We start from the raw sequence: 19,477 nt of genomic DNA, 5'->3' as shown, positions 1-19,477 counted from the left end.
CGTATGCCTATCGAGAGGCCAAAACCTGTTCGAAAGCCGGGGTTCGAGCCATCACATCATCGAGGTCGGTCGGCAAGGCAATGTCGACGCACCTCAATCTGCCATCGGCGGACGTAGCGGTCGCGCATCAGGCGAGCGGCATCGTCCTTCAGACCCATGGCTTATCGTCCCTGCCAGCTATAGTTTGAATGGTAGCCGATCAGTTCACCTGCTCGCGCCGAGGACAGGAAGGAGGCATTGCCGTCAAATCCGTCCCTGATCGGCGTACCAGGGAAATAGCGCGCAGCCAGTTCGCCGCTTGGCACGCTCACCACGGTATCCGCCGCCGCGATGATCATCCGCTGATGGCCTGACAATGGTGCCTCCACCGCTAGTCGGCACACCTGGCCGCAGTCGCGCGCGTCGACATAGGCCCAAAGATTCAACTTTCGTGCATCCGGCCGTGCTTCGATCGCGTCGCGCGCGGCATAATCCGGTGCATCGAACACATTGGAAAAGCGCAGCGACGCGATCGCCATCGCCGGATGCCAGCGCACGAATTGATCGGCCATCGTCTCACCCAGATGTTTGGACAGCGAATAGGACCAGTTGGGAAGGTCAGGGGCATCTTCGTCCAGCGGCAGATAGGCGGGCGGCGTGGCGAATGGCAGGCCCAGCACCGTTTCGCTTGACGCCCATATCACGCGATGGATGCCCAGACGGGCGCAGGCGGAAAAGACATTATAGGTCGAGAGCGTATTGACCTGGAATATGTCCGCGTCGCTGGCGAGGCCGGGCATCGGGATGCCCGCCAGATGCACGATCGCGTTGGGCTTTGCCATGGTGTCGACGCCGGAAAAGGCGCCCATCACCTGCCCGAAGTCGGTGCAATCCACCTCGACCGTGCGAATCCCGTCGATGGTTCCGCCCTTGAGGTCGAGGCCAACAACCCTGTGGCCCGCCGCCTTGAGCGCCCGGACGGCTTCGCGACCGATCTTCCCCGAGCTGCCTGTTACCATTACTTGCATCGTCAATTGCCTCCCTTCTCAACCGCCGAAGGCGGCGTCAGCCGCCCCCGGAACGCGACGGGAAACGCCAGGCCGACCACGGCATGCGGGATATAGGGCGCCTCCAGCGCCTCGATCTCCGCGTCGTCCAAGACCAGCTCCAGCGCCGCAATGGCGTCGTTCAGATGCTCCGCCCTGGATGCGCCGATGATCGGCGCGGTGATACCGGGCTTGGCCAGCAACCAGGCGAGCGCGACCTGGGCCGGGGCGACGCCACGGTTCCGGGCCAGCGCCAGCACCACGTCGACTACCTGCCGGTCGTGCTCCTCGGTCTTGCCGAAAAGATGTTGCGCGAACTGGTCGGTCTGCGATCGCGTCGTGGCGACCTCCCACGGGCGGGTCAACTTGCCGCGCGCAAGCGGGCTCCAGGGGATGACGCCGACACCCTGGTCGATGCATAGCGGGATCATCTCCCTTTCCTCCTCGCGGTAGAGCAGGTTGACCTCCGGCTGCATCGACACGAACCGGGTCCAGCCATTGGTCTGCGCGACATGTTGCGCCTTGGAAAATTGCCAGGCCCACATCGACGATGCGCCGATATAGCGGGCCTTGCCGGCCTTTACGATGTCGTGCAGCGCCTCCATCGTTTCTTCGATCGGGGTGTCGTCGTCCCAGCGATGAATCTGGTACAGGTCGATATAATCGGTGCCTAATCGGCGCAGGCTGTCGTCCGCCGCCTGAAACAAGGCCTTGCGGCTCAGTCCACCGGCATTGGGCGCATTGCGCCAAGGGATATAGGCCTTGGTCGCGATCACCACTTCATCACGGCGGGCCATCGCCTTCAACGCCCGCCCGACATATTCTTCCGAAGTCCCGGCCGAATAGCCATTGGCGGTATCGAAGAAATTGATCCCTGCTTCCAGTGCGGCGCGGAAGAAGGGGCGGCTCGCTTCCTCATCGAGCGTCCAGGCATGACCGGTACTGGCAGTTCCGTCTCCCATCGCGCCATAGGTCATGCAGCCAAGGCAAAGGCGGGAAACCTTCAGCCCGGTATTACCCAGATTGATATAGCGCATGGCAGCCCTCTCACCCGAATCCATTAGTGGAATGATTAGACCATATTCTTGCATTTGGTCTAGTATTTGTATATCCCGTTGTCATGAATGCAGCGCCCCGCCCCGCCACCATCCTGCGGCTAGACCAGATTGTCGACGCCACGCGCATCCTGTTCGTCCGACACGGCTATCGCCGCACGTCGATGGACGACATTGCGCGCGAAGCGGGCGTAGCCAAGGCCACGCTCTACCTGCATTTCAGCGGCAAGGTGGCGATCTTCGCGATGATGCTGGACCGCTGCCAGGCCGAAGTAGAGAGCCGCGCCGTCGCGGCGGAAACCAGTGACGCCCCCTTGTCGCAACGCCTGCGCGCATTGCTTTACGCCTATTTCGGCGTGGCGCTGGAATGGTTCGGCGATGCCGAGCATCTGGGCGAACTCAAAGCTTTCGTAGCGGCGCATCCCGACCACTTCACGCAGGGCGGACCACGCCCGCGCGCGCGCATCCAGGCGATGCTGGACCGGGCGGAAGCCGAAGGGGACATCGGCTTTGCCGGCAAGAACATCTCCACTACCCAGGTCGCGAGCGTTCTTGTTCATGCCGCACGGGGTGCCAAGCAGGGCAAGGCGCCCACGCCCGAGACATTCCGCCGCCGGATCGGCGATGCAGTGGCATTAGCTCTGGCCGCCGGCGGCTGACCGCCTAAAGATCGCGCATGATCAGCCATTTGGGTAGCGTGCGGCTGGGCCGGATCGCGATGATCATAACCCCGCCCACCGCGAGCAACGCACCGGCAATCAGGCGCCAGCCGATCGGATCCCCGGTGATCAACGCTCCAAAGGCAATGGTCAGGATCGGCGTCATCAGCGTGAGCGGCGCGATCATATTGGCGTCATAGCGCTGGAGCAGGCCATAATAGGTCGTGTGCGCGATGACGGACACCACCACGGCGGAAAAAAGCAGCGCGGCGACGAAATGCCAGCCCGCAGCGCCCATGGCAGTCCATTGCCCCTTCTCCAGCAACAGGCTGATCGGTATCAAGACGATGCTGCTCGATACCCCGCCCCATGCCTGAAGGCGGATGGGCTCCGTCGGCAATTGCTTCAGCATCACGGAGCCAAGCGACCCCGCCAACGCACATAATCCCACGAATATGAGGCCGATCGAGCCGTGCATACCCACCGGATCAAACAGCACGACCAGTACCCCGGCCAATGTCAACAGCATGCCGGTAAAGCGCCTAATCCCCACTTTTTCGCCCAGCAGCAATACGGCAAAAAGGATCGTCAGCGGCGTTTGTGACAGGATGACTACGGCGGCCGACGACGGCGTGGCCGTCTGCAAGCCGATAAAAATTAGCGCGAAGCCCCCGCCGCCGACGAGCAAAGTCACGACGCACACCCGCCATATCTGCGCAGGCATTGGGAACAGATAGCGATAAAGCAATGCTCCCACCACCAATGTCCGCACCGCCGCATAGAAAAGCGGTGGCACGGCCATGTCGGTGACGACGAGCTTGCTGACGATCGTATTCAGCGCCCAGGCTACACAAATCGCTAGGAAAATCAGGAAGTCCCGTAGCGGCATGCATACTCCATGACAGTGGTGCGATGATCAGCGTGGTATGTCGTTGAAGGCCACACCTTTGTCCGGCCGGTGGTCCTGCGGCAAACCCAATATCTTTTCAGCGATGGTATTGAGCAGCATTTCGTCCGCGCCGCCCGCAATACGCCCGGTGGGCGCGGTCATCCAGCTTTTCGACCAGCTTTCCTTGCGCGTCTTGTCCTCGTCGTAGCGCATCCCGTTGACGCCCTTGAGATCCATCGCAAATTCGCTAAGCTTCTGGCGCGTGCGGACGGACACCAGCTTATGCACCGATCCTTCCGGCCCCGGCTGCATCCCGGCCGCAAGGCTGAGCAAGGCGCGGCGGTGGATCGCCGCCAGCGCCGATTGCGCGGCATAGGTGCGCGCAATGCGTTCACGCACGCGCCCATCCTCGATCGCGGGCCTGCCGCCGATAAACATCGCCATTGCCTCTTCCACGAACAAGTCGATCGGCGGCCCGAATCCCGTAGGATCGGTCGCCTGATAGCGCTCGATCATCAGCGTTTCCATCGCCACGCCAAAGCCCCCGCCAACCGGGCCGAGGCGCTGGCTGTCGGGAATGCGGACATCGTCGAAAAAGACCTCGTTCACCTCGGAACGGCCTTCCGCCAGCCTGACCGGTCGCACGGTGACACCAGACGCCTTCATGTCGATCCAAAAATAGGTAAGGCCCCGATGCTTGGCGACGTTCGGGTCGGTGCGCGCGACGATCACGCCATAATCGGCATATTGCGCCCAGGTGGTCCACAGTTTCTGGCCGTTGATGATCCAGTCGCCGGTGCTTTCTTCCCGGTCCGCGCGGGTCCGCAGCCCGGCCAGGTCGGACCCGGCGGCCGGTTCGGAAAAGAGTTGGCACCAAATTTCGTCGCCGTTCAGCGCCCTGGTCGCGCGCGCATTGGCCCAGTCGTTCTGCACATAGCGCAGCATGATCGGCACGGGCATGCCCAGGCTGACCGCAAAATAATCGTTGGGAAAGCTGTGCTTCATCTCCTCCTGCTCGAAAGCCAGCTTCTCCAGCGCCCCCAGCCCCTGGCCGCCATGTTCTTTGGGCCAAGTAATGGCGGAATAGCCTGCGGCGAATTTTTCCGCCTGCCAGCGACGCCCAAGCGCCAGATCCTCCGCTTCGGACAGGCCCCGGCGCGCGGCGCGGCCGAACTGCGCTGCCTTGGTCGCCAGCCAGGCCATTGCATCGGCGCGATAGCGTTCCAGATCGGTGTTCATGCGGCCTCTCCCACCAGATAATCAACCAGCGCATCTTCCCAGAACAGCGACGGGCCATTCTCGATCGCGAGCGTGCGCGCACGACGCTGATGCAAATGAAGGTCTGCTTCCCAGGTGACGCCGATGCCGCCATGCACCTGCGTCGCGTCGCGCGAAACAGTGTCATAGGCTTCGGTCGCCGACAGCCGTGCGGCCGCCGCGTTAGGACCGAAATCGGCTTTGCCTTCGGATGCTGCGGCCTGGATGGCGTTGGCGCGGGCCAGTTCCACCAACACATAATCCTCCGCGATGCGGTGCTTGACCGACTGAAATCCGCCGATCACTTGGCCGAAGGCGCGGCGGTCCATCGCATAGTCGCGCGCCTTACCAAGCATCGCCTCTGCGCCGCCCACCTGTTCATGCGCGGTGACGACGGCCTGCAACTCCAGCACAGCGCGGGCCGCAGCCAACGCGCCCTCATGGATCAGGATGATCGCTTCCGCGCCGTCGAAGTGCAGGTCAGCGGTACAGCGGCTATTGTCGAACGTGTCGATCAATTCCCGCGTCACGCCGTCCGCCGCCAGTTCGACGAGCACGAGAACCGGACCATGTTCGCCCGAAGCGAGCAGGATCGCGATGTCGGCGCTACCGCCAGCCGATACCGCCGGTTTTACGCCCGTCAGGCGGCCATTGGCAAGGCGCATCAGCGGCTGGGGTGGCAGCATATCGGCGCCCTCCGCAAAGGCGACCGCGCCGATCGTTTCGCCGCTGGCCAAAGTCGGCAACCACTGGGCCTTTAATGCATCGGACCCGTAGCGCAGAATTGCCTGCGCCACGCCATAGCCTGTCCCCAGAAAGGGTGCGCCGCCCGCGACCTGACCGATCGCTTCGGCAATCAGGCCCAGTTCGACAAGGCCCAGGCCGATCCCGCCAAATTCTTCGGGAACGCCCACGGCGGTCCAGCCCTGCTCCTTGCAAATGTCCCAGAAGCCCGCATCATAGCGGCCGGTCGTTTCCAGCAATGCCTTAAGCGTCTCGCTGCGCGTGCGGTCGGCCAGGATTCGCACGGCCTCCCCGCCGATCGCCTGCTGCCCCTCATCATATAAAATCGACATCCATCGCCTCTCTAGGCGAACGCGGCCATCGGGCCAGCGTCCGCAATTTTCGCTTATCAGCCTTTGTCAGGTTGCCCGGCGACATGGCCGGCCATCTCTTCATGCGGATGGAAATTCTCGGTTTCGCCATAACCCGCTTCACGCGGGATCATGACGACCATGCCGCCTTCACGCCGTTCGACCCGTGGCAGCACGGTGAAGACGGCGCGCACGCGCGCCGCGCTCAGGGCATCTGCCACAGTATCGGACTCCGCCAACCGTCGAAGGTTCATGCGGGTGGGGAACAGGATCGACCGCTCTCCCGCACTGGCGCGCGCCAATATCGATGTCGGCGACGCCCATTCCAGCGCGACAGCCTCCCCGCCATCGCACACCGCTTCCTGATCCACAGCGGTCTGGGCGAGAAAGAAATGCGTGTCGAATCGCTTGGGGCCGTTGACCGGCGTAATCCAGTGGCCGAACTTGACCAGATCGTCGAGCCAGAGCGTACCGCCGCTTTCCGCAACGACCGTGCGAAAATCACCGCGCGTCTTGCTGACGCAGCCGACAGGCTTGCCGCCAGCGTCGCGTGCCAGCAGCACAGATGTTTCCTCGAACGTCTCGCGGAAAGCGGCGATCCGCAGCGCCCGCTCCGTTACGTCCAATGACTCCCCGCCGGTGACAAGTTCCAACCAGGCGTCGGACCGATCGCTTTCGTCCACCGTCCCGCCTGGAAAGACCAGTGCAGAAGAAAAAGTCTGGGCGGCATGACGCCGCACCATCAGCACTTCGAACGGCGCATCCCGGACCAGCAGGATGGTGGCCGCCGATCGCGGTATCGCTATCTCCCTGGGTCGCTCTGCCATATCATACCCGCCCCGACCGTTTGACGATTCATAACAAGGTTCACTTATTTGCCTATGTGTGGGACAGGATGGATCGAAGGACAAGCTTTCTTTGCGGACCAGAAGCCACGACCCGCAATTCCAGGAGAAGATATATGCAGGCGATCCAGATCAGCAGCCCCGCAACGCTCGACACGCTGCGCGTTGTCGACCTGCCTGTAGCATTGGCACCCGGTCCGGGCGAAATTCAGGTGCGGTTACAGGCCAGTTCACTCAACTATCATGATTATGCCGTCGTGACCGGCGGCATCCCGATTCCAGCTGGGCGCATTCCCCTGTCGGACGGTGCGGGCGAGGTCATCGCACTGGGGGAGGGCGTGACCCAATTTGCAGTCGGCGACCTCGTCGTCTCCACCTTTTTCCCCGATTGGATCGAAGGCGGACCGCAGGACGGCGGCTTCGCCAATGTGCCGGGCGACGGCGTCGATGGCTATGCACGCCAAGCCATAACCGTGCCTGCGCACTGGTTCACCCATGTCCCGCGCGGCTATGATGCGATGGAAGCGGCCACCCTGACCTGCGCCGGGCTTACCGCCTGGCGCGCGCTGGTGGTCGAAGGCGGCATCAAGGCGGGCGACAGCGTACTTGTGCAGGGTACAGGCGGCGTTTCCATCTTTGCGTTGCAATTCGCCAAGGCGATGGGCGCTACCGTCATTGCCACATCATCCTCCGACGAGAAGTTGGAGCGCTTGAAGGCCATGGGCGCCGATCACCTCATCAATTATCGTGGGGATGCCAAATGGGGATCGACTGCCAAGAAGCTGACCGATGGGCGCGGCGTCGATCATGTCGTGGAAATCGGCGGCGCGGGCACACTGCCACAATCGCTGTCGGCGATCCGCGTGGGCGGCCATATTTCGCTGATCGGCGTGCTGGCCGGGGTGCAGGGGCCAGTGCCGACCGCGCTGCTGATGGGCAAGCAGGCGCGCGTGATCGGCGTGACAGTCGGCAGCCGCAGGCATCAGCTCGACATGATCGCCGCGATCAATGCCACCGGCATCCGGCCCGTGGTCGATATGCGTTTTCCCCTGGTCGAGCTTGCCAATGCTTTTCGCCACCAGGAAAGTGGCCGCCATTTCGGCAAGATCGGCATTGAAATCTGACCTGGGACAAGGCAGGCGTCAGGCGTGTTCCCAACGCCTGTCCTATCATTGCCATCCACGCGATCTTCGCGCCGTTCTCTGCATAAATGCCTCCACGGCCGATCGGTGCGCCGCGCTACCGCGCAAAGTCTGAAAGCTATCGCGCTCATGCGCGGCTGCGGCTGCAAAATCTTGGTCGGCGGCAAAATCGAGATTGGCCTTGATCGCGGTAGCGGCGGATAGGGGAATATGCGCCAGTTTGCGCGCCCGGCCCAACGCCTCTGCCGCCAGAGCAGTATCGGGCACAACGCTTTCCACCAGACCAATAGCGAGCGCCTGCTGCGAACCGAATGCGCCGCCAAAGGCGATAGTTCGCGCCCGCGCCTGTCCCAACGCACGAACCAGCAGCCAATTGACGCCCAGATCGCCTGCCAGTCCAATAGCGCCGTAGGCATAGGCGAATTTTGCGCTGTCGGCAGCGATGCGCAAATCGCAGGCGAGCGCGAGTGCCAGGCCGCCGCCTGCCGCGGGGCCGTTGACGGCCGCCAAAGTCGGAATCGGCATCGTGCGCAACAGATCCACGGTCATGACCGCTGCCTCCAGCGCAGCGCCTTCGGTCGCAACGTCGCGCGTCGACAGGCCATCCAGCAACGCCTGCACATCGCCGCCTGCGCTAAACATGGCGCCGGCCCCTGTCAGTATCAATGCGCCGATATTGTTGTCAGCGCGCGTGGCTCTCAGCGCCAATGCGAGTTCGGCCAGCAAATCCGGGCCGATGGCATTATGCTCGCCGGGCCGATCAATGGTCAGCGTCCGCACATTGCCCGTATCGCTGATGGTGATCAGCGCCATGCCTACATCACCGCATAGCCACCATCGACGGCGATCGCCGCGCCGGTGACGAAATCGGATGCGCGCGAACAGAGATAGACGGCGGTGCCCGCCAAGTCGTCGGGTTCGCCCCAGCGCCGCGCGGGCGTGCGCGCCACGATCGCCTCATCGAAGCCGGGCACCTTGGCTTTCGTGTCGGCAACCATATCCGTAACGAGCCAGCCCGGCAGGATGGCATTGACCTGGATATTGTCACGCGCCCAGGCGATGGCGAGCGATTTGGCGAGTTGTACCACCGCGCCCTTGCTGGCGGCATAATTGGCGGCCCCCGCCGCCCCGAAGATCGAGGTCATGGAGCCAAGCATCACCAATTTGCCGCCACCCGACGCCTTCATGTGCGAATGCACGGCCTGCGCGCTGAAGAAGCTGCCCGACAGATTGATATCGAGTGTGCGGCGCCACATCGCTTCGCTCATGGTTTCTGGCCGCGCGCCCTCGCCAATCCCGGCGTTCGCGATCAATATGTCGATCCGTCCAAGCTGATCTGCGACGGCCTGCGCCATGGCGAAACAGGATGCGCGATCCGCAACGTCGGTTTCGATGAAGATCGCCTTTGCGCCTATCGATTCCAACGCGACGAGAGCAGCTTTGGCCTTGTCGGCGCGCCGCGCGGCGATCGCGATAGCGGCACCCGCCTGCGCCAACCCTCTGGCCATGCCCAAACCCAGCCCGCCATTGCCGCCAGTGACGATGGCGACCTTGCCGGATAGGTCGAAAAGCGGCGATGATGGCATCACCTTATCGGCCCTTGAACTGCGCTGGGCGCTTATCGCGGAAAGCAGCGACGCCTTCGCTGAAATCCTCGGTCCGCCCGGCTTCCCGTTGCGCGACGCGCTCATTGGACAATGCCGTTTCAAAGGATGCGTCGAGCGCGGCCCAGGCCACGCGCTTGATGATGCCGAGCGAGCGGGGGCCGCGCGCCAGTTCCTTCGCCAGATCAAGTGCCCGGTCATCGACGTCATCGTCGGCCACGACCCGGTTGATCATGCCCCATTCCAACGCCTGCGGTGCCTTGAGCTTGGGACCGAGCAGCATCATTTCCATCGCGCGGGGACGGCCGATCGCTTTGACCAGCAAATAGGAGGAGCCGCCATCGGGGGCGAGGCCAACCTTGCTGAACGCCTGAAAGAAGATCGTATTTTCGCCCGCGACAATCATGTCGCCGGCAAGCGCTATTCCGCAACCGACCCCAGCAGCCGGTCCCTTGACCGCCGTCACGACCGGGATTTCGGCCGCCCGCATCTGATAGATGATCGGATTGAATATGCCGTCAAGATTGCCGCCCATGTCGCGAGCGGGATCGGTAAGGTCGATGCCGCCTTCGGCGAGATTGGCCCCCGAACAGAAGCCGCGGCCAACAGATCCGATTAGCATCGCACGCGCATCCTTCTCTGCGCGCCACACAGCGTCCAGCAGTTCCTCACCCATTTTCATGGTCATCGCATTCAGCGTCTGGGGCTGGTTCATCTTGATGACGGCGACATCATCGACAATGTCGTACAGAATCGTTTCGTAGGCCATGCTTGTCTTTGCTCTCCGGTTCGGCCTTCGGGAAGCGGTGAAGCGGGCACTTCGTCCACCCGTCTAAAGCCGGTTTGACACGCTACTCCACACCCCTATGAACCAAGTTTACTAGGTTGTATAGCACCGCATATTCGTGTTTGCGATCATGCGATGCCCGGCGAAAGAGGAATAATGCATGTCGCGCGAAACAGCGCTGGACGATTGGCTGGCGGCTCAATGGGCGCATATCCCGCGCATATTTTCGGTGCCGGTGGAAGGCGCGCGCATCGCTTGCCGCGGCTGGAACATGGACGTGGCATCGCTGCCGGGCCTGATATTGGTGCATGGGTTTCGCGCACATGCGCGATGGTGGGATCATATCGCGCCTTCGTTCACGGACCGTTATCGGGTGGTCGCCCTCGACCTGTCCGGCATGGGCGATAGCGATCGGCGCGAAAACTATAGCCGGGTGCAGAATGGGCGGGAGATATTGGCCGTGGCGGCAGCCTGCGGTTTTGATCCTTTCACCCTGGTCACGCACAGCTTCGGGACGATGGGCGGGATATTGGCCGCCAAGCGCGCGCCGCAGCGCGTACATCGCCTCATCATGATCGATGCGGGCATCCCCACCGTCGAAGAACAGGCGCACCAGATCCCCACGCAGCCGCTGCGGCTATATCCCGATCTGGATAGCGCGTTAGCCCGCTTTCGGCTGATCCCGGAGGTCAAGGAGCCCGTGCCTGCTATCGTCGATCATATCGCACGCCATGGCGTGGTAGAGACGGCAGCGGGATGGAGTTGGAAGTTCGATCCTCAAGCCGCAGTCTCGCTCAATGCCGAACGCTATCGCGACGAACTGTTCGGCCTGCAATTACCCGTGGACGTCATTTACGGGACCGAGAGCAACGTGATGACGGCCGATCGCGTGGCATTGGCGCTCAAGATCGCGCCCCATGCCGGAACGCCCGTTGCCATACCCGCCTGCAATCATCACATCATGATCGAGCAACCGCTGGCGTTGATCGCCGCGCTCAGCGGGATCTTGGCCAATAAGCCAGTGCGCCCTAGTTCTTGAAAATGGGCGCGCGCTTGTCACGACCGGCACGCACAGCCTCGGCATGATTGTCCGACGCTAACAGCACTTCCTGCTCCCGTGATTCGGCCAGCAGCAGGTCGCCATCGCTGATTGCCCATGGGAGGTTGAGCAATCGCTTGGCCGCGCGCATGGCATCGGGACTGGAATCGGCAATTGCGCGCGCCATCGCCATCGCCTCGGCATGGGGGGCCGCCGCCTGATGTGTGACCAGCCCGATCTCGAATGCCTCCGTGCCCGTGTAGCGACGTCCGGTGAAAATGATTTCCCGGAGTCTGTCCTCGCGGACCAACCCGCGCAGCAATGCCGTGCCGGCGACGTCAGGGATCAGGCCCCAGCGCATTTCCATCACCGAGATGTCGGTGTCCGGCGCACAGAAGCGGATGTCGGCCCCCAGCATCATCTGGCATCCTGCCCCAAAGGCATAGCCATGCACCGCTGCAATGACCGGCACTGGCAATGTACGCCACCCCCAGGCGCATTGCTGGAAAAGATTGGCCGCGCCATGGGTCCGCGGCATCAAATCGCGCAAGGCAGGCGCATTCGCGAGACTGTCTAGGTCGACACCGACGCTGAACGCCCTGCCCTCGCCCGATAGGACGACACATCGAATATCGCGGCGCGCCGCGATATTCGCGATCGTGTCGGCGATTGCGCGAAACTGCGCCTCGTCAATGGCGTTCAATTTGTCCGGCCGGTTGAGGCGGACGTCCGCCACCCCGTCCGTGACGGTCATGAGGACACGCTGTTCCGACATGGCAAACCCCCGCTATTAAAGGGAGCGGCTCACCACTTCCTTCATGATTTCGTTGGTTCCGCCGAAGATGCGCGTGACGCGCGCGTCGCGCCACAGGCGGGCGACCATATATTCGTTCATATAGCCCGCGCCGCCATGAAGCTGTAGCGCCATGTCGATCACCCGCCCCTGCATGTCCGTATGCCATTGCTTGGCGGCGGAGGCTTCGGCGGTGGTGAGCGCACCGGCCATATGCCGCTTGATCGCCCAGTCGAGATGCGCCCAGCCAACCTGCAACTGGCTTTTCATGTCGGCCAGCGTGAATTTGGTATTCTGGAATTGGAACACCGCCTGGCCGAACGCCTGCCTTTCCTTGGTGAAACTGACCGCTTCGTCGAACGCGCGCTGGGCAGCGGCCTGAGCAGAGACGGCAATGGAGAGGCGTTCCTGCGGCAACTGGCTCATCAGATAGATGAAGCCCTGCCCTTCCTGACCCAGGCAATTAGTGATGGGGACGCGCACATCTTCGAAAAACAGTTCCGACGTGTCCGCCGAGTGTTGGCCAACCTTGTCGAGATTGCGTCCGCGCTTGAAACCGGCGACATCGGCATCGACCAGGATCAGCGAGACGCCCTTTGCCCCCAGTTCGGGCGCGGTCTTGGCCGCGACGATGACGACATCGGCATTCTGGCCATTGGTGATATAGGTTTTGGACCCGTTGATGACATAATGATTGCCATCCTTCTTGGCAGTCGTGCGGATGCCCTGAAGGTCCGATCCGGTGCCTGGCTCTGTCATGGCGATCGCGGTGATACATTCGCCGCTGACCATTTTGGGCAGATATTTCGCGTGCTGCTCGGGCGAGCCATAGACCTCTATATATTCAGCCGTGATGTCGCTTTGCAGGGTGATCCCCGCCGACGATCCCGCATAGGCCAGTTCTTCGGCGACGACGACGTTGAAGCCGAAGTCCAGCCCCAGCCCGCCATGTTCTTCTTTGACCGTCGGGCATAACATACCCGCGTCGCCACAGGCCCGCCAAAAATCCCGGCTGACGATCCCTTCCTCCTCGAACTTGTCGAGATTGGGGACTAGTTCCTTGGCAAAGACCTGACGCACGGTGTCGCGAAACATCGCATGATCGTCGTTGAAGGCGAAACGGGCGGAAGTGTCGAGCATGATGATCTCCAGATCGAAAGTCAGGCGCTATTATCGCCCTAGATATTGTGGCGTGCGCTTTTCGACAAAGGCGGTCATCGCTTCCCGATGATCCTCTGTCCCGGCGAGCATCACCTGTTGCCGATCCTCGATCGCAAAAGCGGATTCGATCGAGGGCGCATCGATGTTCATGTTGAGCGCCTGCTTGGTCAGCGCCAGGCCATAGGGCGAATTGGCGACCATTTCATCCGCCAATGCCAGGCCGGTTTCGAGCAGTCTGTCCGGCTCCACAACGTCGCTGAGCAGACCCAGCCTCAAGGCTCGGTCGGCATGGATGAACCGGCCGGTCAGCAACAGTTCCGCCGCCAGGCTGGCCCCTACGAGACGTGGCAGAAAATAGCTCGAGCCGATGTCCGCGCCGCCAAGGCCGATCTTGATATAGGCGGCGTTCATACGCAGATCAGGCGTGCCGAAACGCACGTCGGACGCGAGCAAGAGCGAAAAGCCGCCTCCGCAAGCCGATCCATGACCCAGCGCGATGAAGGGTTGCGGCGCCAGGCGCATCCCCTTGAGTACATCGCCCAATTGCGTCTGCCCCCGCCAGCTCCTCTGGAAGCGGGTCTCGTTGGTTTCGAGGCGGTTTTCCTTGATGTCGAGACCAGCGCAGAAGGCCCGGCCTTCGCCACGCAGGATCACTACCCGCACGTCGCGCCGATGCTTGAGCGCATAGACATAGTCGCCCAGTTCGGCGACCAATTGTTCGGAAAGGGCATTGAGCGCCGTAGGCCGGTCGAGAGTAACGATCTCGACCGGCCCGCGTGCTTCCACCCTGATGGTCTGAAAGCTCATTTACTTCTTTCTCGACAATTCCCAGTGGCGCTGCATCATCTTGGCCGCTTCCTCCGCCAGATCGCGTGGGACTTCCGGGTACATGGCGATACCGCCCTTCTTGGGCAGCGCGATGGTCGCTGTGGCGCGCACGGTCTCGTCGCCGCGCTGGTTGGTGAATATGACTTTCACATCGACCAAGTTCTGGCCGCCTTCCTCACGCTTGCCGGTGACTTCGCCGGTGATCGTCTGGACATCGCCCATATAGTTGAATTTGCGGATTTCGTCATGGACATGGGTGATGACGCCGTCGTCGCCAGCCCAGTCATTGAGATAATGCCAAAGATAGCTTTCGCGCATGACTCCATAGTCGTAGGCCATCGGGTTGCCGATCGCCTGCGCCCAGACCGGATCCCAGTGCAGACGTTGCGCCACGTCGGGCACGCCATATTCATTCTTCACGTAAAAGGCGGGGATGCGCTTGCGGTTCTTATGCGCCAGGCGACCGACCGTGGGCGCATAGGGTACGAAGCCATAGCCGCCGGCATGATAGACGATGACGTCCGTCACCGTGAGCGGCCCCTTAGCCATCTTGCCCAAGCTTTCGCCCACCTGCACGTCGTCGAAGTTGCGCGTTTCCGCGCCGCGCACCATCTCGGCCGCATAGACTTCATCGACTTTGGCGATGTCCTCGTCGGTGTAGGTCGCCGGTTCCAGGGCGCTATATTTGCCCTTTTTCGCAGCGGTCTTGCGCTCGGTCAGCACGCGCAGGATGCGGTAGACGGCGACCACCTCGCCGCGCTGGTTGATCTTCACATCCTTGCGCACCGTAATGACGGAGCGGCCCGAAAATTCCGACGTCTTCACTTCCGACGTCTCGTCGCCATTATAGCTGTAGATGGTGTCGCCGGGGAAAACAGGGCGATACCAGTCCCAAGTCGATCCCGACACGAACACATGGACGCCCTTCCACAGGCTTTTGCGCAGCGCCTTAATGTCGTCGCCGGGCGCATCGCCCAGCATCGGGGCGTTGATCTGGCCCACCATCATGCCAGGAGCGATCACGCTGCCCCAGCGTGTGCCGCGGGCATATTCGGGGTCGCAGAACAGCGGATTGTCGTCACCGGTGCCATGGGCGAAATTGCGGATATTGTCGGTGGTCGCGGTCTGGATATATTCGCGCGTCTTGGCCGCCTGCATATAGCCCAGCAGCTTTTCCTGCCGTTCGATGTCATTGTCGGTGATCGCATAATCGACCGCCTTCTGCCATTCGTCGCTTTGCTTGATGTCGTCGGGGGATTTGGTCGCCATGTCAGTCTCTTTCCCAATATTCAGATGGTTCAGGCCGCGTCGGCGGCGTCGGACTTGAAGAGGTCGCGCACCTGCGGCAGCGCGGGTTTCATTGATGGGGTGCGCGGCACGTCATCGACGATCAGGAATTTTACCGGCACCTGATATGGCATCAGATGGTCCCGGCCATAGTCCTTCAGTTCCGCTTCGGACGGCGCGTCGGCACCATCCTTGAGGATGATCGCCGTCATCGGCACGGCGCCCAGGCGGCGATCTTCCATGCCCACGGTAACGGCCTCCCGGATCGCGGGATGCAGTTCATAGGTCTTGTTAATGTCGTCGGGATGCACCTTGAACCCGCCACGAATTATGGCGAGATCGGCGCGTCCCTTGATGAACAGAAAGCCGTCCGTATCGATGATCGCGCGATCAGTCGTGCGCAACCAGACGTCGCCCAGACCGAATTGCGCCGCCTTCATCTCCAGCACGCCTTCTTCGCCAACGGACTTTTCCTCGCCTGTGTCTGGATCGACCACCCTACCCTTAACGCCGGGCTGGAAACGCCCGACGCTGCCCGGCTTCTTGTCCCAGAACTGGTGGAAATCTTTGAGTGCCCATCCGGCCACCGCGCCGGAAAATTCGGTCGCGCCGTAATTTTGGAGCACCGGCAGGGCGTAGCGCTCCATAAACTCCTTGGTGACTTCGAAATCGAGCGGGGCCGCGCCCGTGCGGATCGCGACCAGGCTGGCCAAATCCTCTTTGGGGATGTTGGCGTCCAGAATCATGCGGAGGCCGGCGGGCACCGCGCCTGCGACCTTGGGCTTGTGGCGCTTGATCGCATCATGCCAACTGGCGACCGAAAATTTTTCCAGCAGGCAAGCCTTGCGTCCGCCCGCGATACAGGTCAGCGCGCCCCACAGCCCGCCGATATGGGTCATCGGGTTGGATAGGATGGTGATACCGGGCCGCAGGATCGCCGCTTCGCCGGGCTTGCGATCCTTTTCATAGCTGAGCGCCCCTTCGAAACTCTGGTCGAAGGCGGCGCGCTGGAGCGGAACCCGCTTGGGCTTGCCGGTCGTGCCGCTGGTCAGCATTTCGACGATGATGCCCGGCTCAGTCACCTTTACAGTGTCGCCAAAATGTTCATAGCCGGGACGAAAATATGCGCCCTCCAATATGCCAGGCAGTTCGATGACGGCCGTTCCAGCGGCCTTGAGGACATCCAATATGCCCGGACGGTCAAGGTCTGCCTGTTCCGCGATGACGACGGGCAGGTCCAGCCCGTCCAGATCCTTGATCAGCCGGTGGTCGGGCAACAGCGGATTGATCGACACCATGGTCATGCCGTCGGCCACTGCCGTGAGCACCGCGGCGAAGGGCGACGGACGGTTCTTCACCATCACGCCCACGCGCGCGTCCTGACCCAGACCCAGGGTAGCAAGCAGCGATCGGATCGCACCGATAGTGTCGCCCAACTCCTGCCAGCTATACCATCTGCCCTGATAATCGATGACGTCCGCAGACGGGTCTATCGTCAGTACGCCATTGAGCAGGTCGGAAAAAACGGACATTGCAAACCCCCGAAAATACTCATGCAGACTCATGTCGCAATGATGTCTACGCTTCTTATATAACTAGGTTATCGTTCTTACGCTCCTCACGCAAGGTGGCAGGTGGAGCAGGCGGCGGCCTTATAACTGATCGAAGGGGATATTCTTGTCGGCGCGCATTTCGCCCGGCATCCCCAGCACGCGCTCGGCGATCTGGTTCCGCAACACCTCGTCTGCGCCGCCAGCGACTCGCAGCGCCGTAGACCAGATATAGTCGCCCTGAATTCGCGCGGTGTCGCTACCCTCTTCGGCAACCAGACCCGCCGGGCCGCGCATTTCGAGCGCCAGCCCGGACGTCTTCTGATAACGATTGGTGTAGGCAAGCTTGACCATCGAGGCGAGCGCGCCAGGATTTTCGCCGCGCGATACCATGGTACGCAGGCGGGCCTGGAAATAGCGCTCCGCCTGTTCTTCGGCATAGGCGCAGGCGAGTGCGGTTCGGGTCGCGGACGAATCCAGCGCAGTACCCTCGGCGCGGGGTGTGTCTGCCGCATATTGGATTAAGTCGGCGATGCCGCCGCCATTGCCCTCGCTCCCCTGGTTCAGACGCTCGCCCATCAACACTGTCATAGCGCAGGCCCACCCCTCGCCCTCTGCGCCGATGCGGCAGTATTCGGGGATGCGCACGTCGGTCAGGAAGGTTTCGTTAAAATCGCTCGCGCCCGAGATCTGACGGATCGGGCGGACCTCGATGCCCGGCGTTTTCATGTCGACGACGAAGAAGGTCAGCCCCTTATGCTTGGGCAGGCCAGGATCGGTACGGACGATCAATATGCCCCAGTCGGAATGATGCGCCCAGCTCGACCAGACTTTCTGGCCGTTGACCACATAATCGTTGCCATCCCGGACCGCGCGCGTGCGCACCGCGGCCAGATCGGACCCGGCGGACGGTTCCGAAAACAGCTGGCACCAGGTCATTTCACCGCGCAGAGTGGGGCCAGCGAACTTTTCGATCTGTTCGGGCGTGCCATGCTTGAAGATCACCGGCAAAGCCATGCCCAGCCCGATGCCGATATAGGCTTCCTTGGCGAGATGATATTTGCTTTCTTCCTCACCAAACACAGTCGCTTCGGCGATGGTGGCGCCGCGACCGCCATATTGTCGGGGCAGCAATATGCCTGCATAGCCACCTTCGGACAGGCGCTTTTGCCAGGCTTTGCCCAGCGCGACTTCCTGCGCTTCTGAAATGCCTTCGGACTTTTCGAAAGCCGGCGCATTGGCGGCGAGCCATTGGCGCGCTTCCTGGCGGAACAGCGCTTCTTGGGGGGTGTCGTTGAAATCCATTATGCCGCCTCCGCCTTGAACTGCGATCCGGGAAGATGCTTGATGAGCCGATCTGCCCAGGATTCGCGGCCGCCAAGGCTGAGCGCGAGCGTCCTTTCGCGCCGATAGTAGAAATGGCAGTTCGCCTCGAACGTGTAGCCAATGCCGCCATGCACCTGGATATTTTCTCGCGCGGCGTTTTCGAAGGCGTCGATGGCCATCAACCGGGCCGATGCCGCGGCAACCGGCAGAGCATCGGGATCGTTCAGTGCCGCCCAGGCGCCAAAATAGGCGTTCGACCGCGCCAGTTCGACGCCAACCGCAATATTCGCAAGCTTGTGCTTGATCGCCTGATAGCTAGACAGCGGACGACCGAAAATCTGGCGATCCATGGCATAGTCGCGCGCCATCACCAGACAGGCGTCCGCGCCGCCGACCGCTTCGAACGCGGCCTGGACCGCCGCACGATCAAATAGCCGATCGATCACGTCCTGGGTCAGCGCATTTTCCAGCAATTCGGCAGGAACTGCATCGAACGCCAGGCTGTAATGGGCGCGCAACTGGTCGAAACTGTTGAGGCGGGTGCGGGTAACACCGGGCTGGTCGAGTTCTACCAGCGACAGCATGAATGTATCGGCGGCCTTGACCAACACGACCGCGACCGTCGCGATACCGGCATCGGCCACGGGAGTCTTAGTGCCCGTCACTGCGCCTGCGGCATAGTGCGTCTTGACCGCGTTGCCGGTCCACCCGGCCGGCCCCTCGGCATAGGCGAGGGTGCCGATGGCATCGCCGCTGGCAAGCCGGGGCAGCCATTTTTCCTTTTGCGCGCCGGACCCGGCCAGGTTGATCGCGTCGGCGGCAAGGACGATGGAGGAGAAGAAGGGCAGTGCCGTATTAGCCCGGCCCAATTCTTCGCTGATGACGCCCAGGTCCAGTTCGGTCATGCCCAACCCGCCAAATTGTTCCGGCAGGGCAGCGCCCAGAAAGCCCATCTCGGCAATTTCGCGCCAGAGCGACTCGTCCCATTCCTTCCCCGCATCGATCAATTCGCGCAGCCGGTCGGACGATGATCGCTCGCCCAGCAGCCCGCGCGCCTGCTCCGCGAGCATTTTCTGTTCGTCGGACAGGTCAAAGTTCATGCTCGTTCCTTGTGTGTGTAAGCATTATCTATTCAC

At 62.0% G+C, this 19,477-nt stretch carries 19 protein-coding genes; 3 read left to right on the top strand and 16 right to left on the bottom strand.

Annotated features, from left to right (window positions below):
• Positions 1-161 precede the first annotated feature (161 nt).
• Positions 162-998: an NAD(P)-dependent oxidoreductase gene (locus CEQ44_RS02205; RefSeq protein WP_217894977.1), complete on the bottom strand. Its 837-nt coding sequence runs from the start codon at positions 996-998 to the stop codon at positions 162-164.
• Positions 999-1,009: 11 nt separating this feature from the next.
• Positions 1,010-2,062: an aldo/keto reductase gene (locus CEQ44_RS02200; protein WP_088181904.1), complete on the bottom strand. Its 1,053-nt coding sequence runs from the start codon at positions 2,060-2,062 to the stop codon at positions 1,010-1,012.
• A gap of 83 nt (positions 2,063-2,145) precedes the next feature.
• Here CEQ44_RS02200 and CEQ44_RS02195 point away from each other — a divergent pair, with 83 nt between their 5' ends.
• On the top strand, positions 2,146-2,739 hold the full coding sequence (locus tag CEQ44_RS02195; protein WP_088181905.1) for a TetR/AcrR family transcriptional regulator: 594 nt from the start codon (positions 2,146-2,148) through the stop codon (positions 2,737-2,739).
• A gap of 4 nt (positions 2,740-2,743) precedes the next feature.
• Here CEQ44_RS02195 and CEQ44_RS02190 read toward each other — a convergent pair whose 3' ends face one another.
• Genes CEQ44_RS02190 through CEQ44_RS02175 form a run of 4 tightly spaced genes read right to left on the bottom strand, consistent with a single transcriptional unit; the run spans position 2,744 to position 6,806 of the window.
• Positions 2,744-3,628, bottom strand: coding sequence for a DMT family transporter (locus CEQ44_RS02190; RefSeq protein WP_088181906.1), 885 nt, complete (start codon positions 3,626-3,628; stop codon positions 2,744-2,746).
• Between the two features lie 27 nt (positions 3,629-3,655).
• A complete protein-coding gene (locus CEQ44_RS02185) occupies positions 3,656-4,867 on the bottom strand; it encodes an acyl-CoA dehydrogenase family protein (RefSeq protein WP_088181907.1) in 1,212 nt (403 codons plus the stop codon).
• Positions 4,864-5,961, bottom strand: a complete 1,098-nt coding sequence (locus CEQ44_RS02180; RefSeq protein ID WP_088181908.1) for an acyl-CoA dehydrogenase family protein — start codon at positions 5,959-5,961, stop codon at positions 4,864-4,866. The genes CEQ44_RS02185 and CEQ44_RS02180 overlap by 4 nt, the downstream gene beginning before the upstream one ends.
• Before the next feature lie 56 nt (positions 5,962-6,017).
• Entirely contained in the window at positions 6,018-6,806 is a 789-nt protein-coding gene (locus CEQ44_RS02175; protein WP_088181909.1) for an NUDIX hydrolase, read from the bottom strand.
• 134 nt (positions 6,807-6,940) lie between these two features.
• On the opposite strand from CEQ44_RS02175, the gene CEQ44_RS02170 reads away from it, so the two are divergent.
• A complete protein-coding gene (locus CEQ44_RS02170; protein ID WP_088181910.1) occupies positions 6,941-7,948 on the top strand; it encodes an NAD(P)-dependent alcohol dehydrogenase in 1,008 nt (335 codons plus the stop codon).
• A gap of 45 nt (positions 7,949-7,993) precedes the next feature.
• Here the strand turns inward: CEQ44_RS02170 and CEQ44_RS02165 are convergent, their stop codons facing one another.
• The 3 genes from CEQ44_RS02165 to CEQ44_RS02155 are packed head-to-tail and all read right to left on the bottom strand — an operon-like array spanning position 7,994 to position 10,339.
• A complete protein-coding gene (locus CEQ44_RS02165; protein WP_088181911.1) occupies positions 7,994-8,779 on the bottom strand; it encodes an enoyl-CoA hydratase/isomerase family protein in 786 nt (261 codons plus the stop codon).
• A gap of 2 nt (positions 8,780-8,781) precedes the next feature.
• On the bottom strand, positions 8,782-9,552 hold the full coding sequence (locus CEQ44_RS02160; RefSeq protein ID WP_088181912.1) for an SDR family oxidoreductase: 771 nt from the start codon (positions 9,550-9,552) through the stop codon (positions 8,782-8,784).
• 4 nt (positions 9,553-9,556) lie between these two features.
• Positions 9,557-10,339, bottom strand: coding sequence for an enoyl-CoA hydratase-related protein (locus CEQ44_RS02155; RefSeq protein WP_088181913.1), 783 nt, complete (start codon positions 10,337-10,339; stop codon positions 9,557-9,559).
• A 178-nt stretch (positions 10,340-10,517) separates the two neighbouring features.
• Here CEQ44_RS02155 and CEQ44_RS02150 point away from each other — a divergent pair, with 178 nt between their 5' ends.
• Positions 10,518-11,396: an alpha/beta fold hydrolase gene (locus CEQ44_RS02150; protein ID WP_088181914.1), complete on the top strand. Its 879-nt coding sequence runs from the start codon at positions 10,518-10,520 to the stop codon at positions 11,394-11,396.
• Here the strand turns inward: CEQ44_RS02150 and CEQ44_RS02145 are convergent.
• The 7 genes from CEQ44_RS02145 to CEQ44_RS02115 form a co-directional block, all read right to left on the bottom strand.
• Complete coding sequence (locus CEQ44_RS02145; protein ID WP_254913624.1) at positions 11,386-12,150, bottom strand: crotonase/enoyl-CoA hydratase family protein; 765 nt, start codon at positions 12,148-12,150, stop codon at positions 11,386-11,388. The genes CEQ44_RS02150 and CEQ44_RS02145 overlap by 11 nt on opposite strands.
• A 36-nt stretch (positions 12,151-12,186) precedes the next feature.
• Positions 12,187-13,329 carry an acyl-CoA dehydrogenase family protein gene (locus CEQ44_RS02140; RefSeq protein WP_088181916.1) on the bottom strand — a complete coding sequence of 381 codons (1,143 nt, stop codon included), beginning with the start codon at positions 13,327-13,329 and terminating at the stop codon, positions 12,187-12,189.
• 30 nt (positions 13,330-13,359) lie between these two features.
• Positions 13,360-14,157: an enoyl-CoA hydratase/isomerase family protein gene (locus tag CEQ44_RS02135; protein ID WP_088181917.1), complete on the bottom strand. Its 798-nt coding sequence runs from the start codon at positions 14,155-14,157 to the stop codon at positions 13,360-13,362.
• A complete protein-coding gene (locus tag CEQ44_RS02130) occupies positions 14,158-15,447 on the bottom strand; it encodes a MaoC family dehydratase N-terminal domain-containing protein (RefSeq protein WP_088181918.1) in 1,290 nt (429 codons plus the stop codon). It lies immediately after the preceding gene.
• A 29-nt stretch (positions 15,448-15,476) separates the two neighbouring features.
• A complete protein-coding gene (locus CEQ44_RS02125; protein WP_176400178.1) occupies positions 15,477-16,997 on the bottom strand; it encodes a class I adenylate-forming enzyme family protein in 1,521 nt (506 codons plus the stop codon).
• Between the two features lie 120 nt (positions 16,998-17,117).
• Positions 17,118-18,320, bottom strand: a complete 1,203-nt coding sequence (locus tag CEQ44_RS02120) for an acyl-CoA dehydrogenase family protein (RefSeq protein ID WP_088181920.1) — start codon at positions 18,318-18,320, stop codon at positions 17,118-17,120.
• A complete protein-coding gene (locus tag CEQ44_RS02115) occupies positions 18,320-19,441 on the bottom strand; it encodes an acyl-CoA dehydrogenase family protein (RefSeq protein WP_088181921.1) in 1,122 nt (373 codons plus the stop codon). Before CEQ44_RS02115 ends, CEQ44_RS02120 begins: the two co-directional genes overlap by 1 nt.
• Between the last annotated feature and the right edge of the window lie 36 nt (positions 19,442-19,477).

The organism is Sphingobium sp. Z007 (genome assembly GCF_900013425.1).
Classification (GTDB): domain Bacteria; phylum Pseudomonadota; class Alphaproteobacteria; order Sphingomonadales; family Sphingomonadaceae; genus Sphingobium.
The sequence above is the reverse complement of the archived record's forward strand: the minus strand, read 5'-3'. Positions and strand labels throughout refer to the sequence as shown.

Coding starts and splice junctions, on each gene's coding strand:
- CEQ44_RS02145 (WP_254913624.1), bottom strand. CDS start 12,150: ATGACCGTCACGGACGGGGTGGCGGACGTCCGCCTCAACCGGCCGGAC.
- CEQ44_RS02120 (WP_088181920.1), bottom strand. CDS start 18,320: ATGGATTTCAACGACACCCCCCAAGAAGCGCTGTTCCGCCAGGAAGCG.
- CEQ44_RS02175 (WP_088181909.1), bottom strand. CDS start 6,806: ATGGCAGAGCGACCCAGGGAGATAGCGATACCGCGATCGGCGGCCACC.
- CEQ44_RS02200 (WP_088181904.1), bottom strand. CDS start 2,062: ATGCGCTATATCAATCTGGGTAATACCGGGCTGAAGGTTTCCCGCCTT.
- CEQ44_RS02165 (WP_088181911.1), bottom strand. CDS start 8,779: ATGGCGCTGATCACCATCAGCGATACGGGCAATGTGCGGACGCTGACC.
- CEQ44_RS02125 (WP_176400178.1), bottom strand. CDS start 16,997: ATGTCCGTTTTTTCCGACCTGCTCAATGGCGTACTGACGATAGACCCG.
- CEQ44_RS02160 (WP_088181912.1), bottom strand. CDS start 9,552: ATGCCATCATCGCCGCTTTTCGACCTATCCGGCAAGGTCGCCATCGTC.
- CEQ44_RS02155 (WP_088181913.1), bottom strand. CDS start 10,339: ATGGCCTACGAAACGATTCTGTACGACATTGTCGATGATGTCGCCGTC.
- CEQ44_RS02150 (WP_088181914.1), top strand. CDS start 10,518: ATGTCGCGCGAAACAGCGCTGGACGATTGGCTGGCGGCTCAATGGGCG.
- CEQ44_RS02170 (WP_088181910.1), top strand. CDS start 6,941: ATGCAGGCGATCCAGATCAGCAGCCCCGCAACGCTCGACACGCTGCGC.
- CEQ44_RS02190 (WP_088181906.1), bottom strand. CDS start 3,628: ATGCCGCTACGGGACTTCCTGATTTTCCTAGCGATTTGTGTAGCCTGG.
- CEQ44_RS02195 (WP_088181905.1), top strand. CDS start 2,146: ATGAATGCAGCGCCCCGCCCCGCCACCATCCTGCGGCTAGACCAGATT.
- CEQ44_RS02140 (WP_088181916.1), bottom strand. CDS start 13,329: ATGCTCGACACTTCCGCCCGTTTCGCCTTCAACGACGATCATGCGATG.
- CEQ44_RS02185 (WP_088181907.1), bottom strand. CDS start 4,867: ATGAACACCGATCTGGAACGCTATCGCGCCGATGCAATGGCCTGGCTG.
- CEQ44_RS02115 (WP_088181921.1), bottom strand. CDS start 19,441: ATGAACTTTGACCTGTCCGACGAACAGAAAATGCTCGCGGAGCAGGCG.
- CEQ44_RS02135 (WP_088181917.1), bottom strand. CDS start 14,157: ATGAGCTTTCAGACCATCAGGGTGGAAGCACGCGGGCCGGTCGAGATC.
- CEQ44_RS02180 (WP_088181908.1), bottom strand. CDS start 5,961: ATGTCGATTTTATATGATGAGGGGCAGCAGGCGATCGGCGGGGAGGCC.
- CEQ44_RS02205 (WP_217894977.1), bottom strand. CDS start 998: ATGGTAACAGGCAGCTCGGGGAAGATCGGTCGCGAAGCCGTCCGGGCG.
- CEQ44_RS02130 (WP_088181918.1), bottom strand. CDS start 15,447: ATGGCGACCAAATCCCCCGACGACATCAAGCAAAGCGACGAATGGCAG.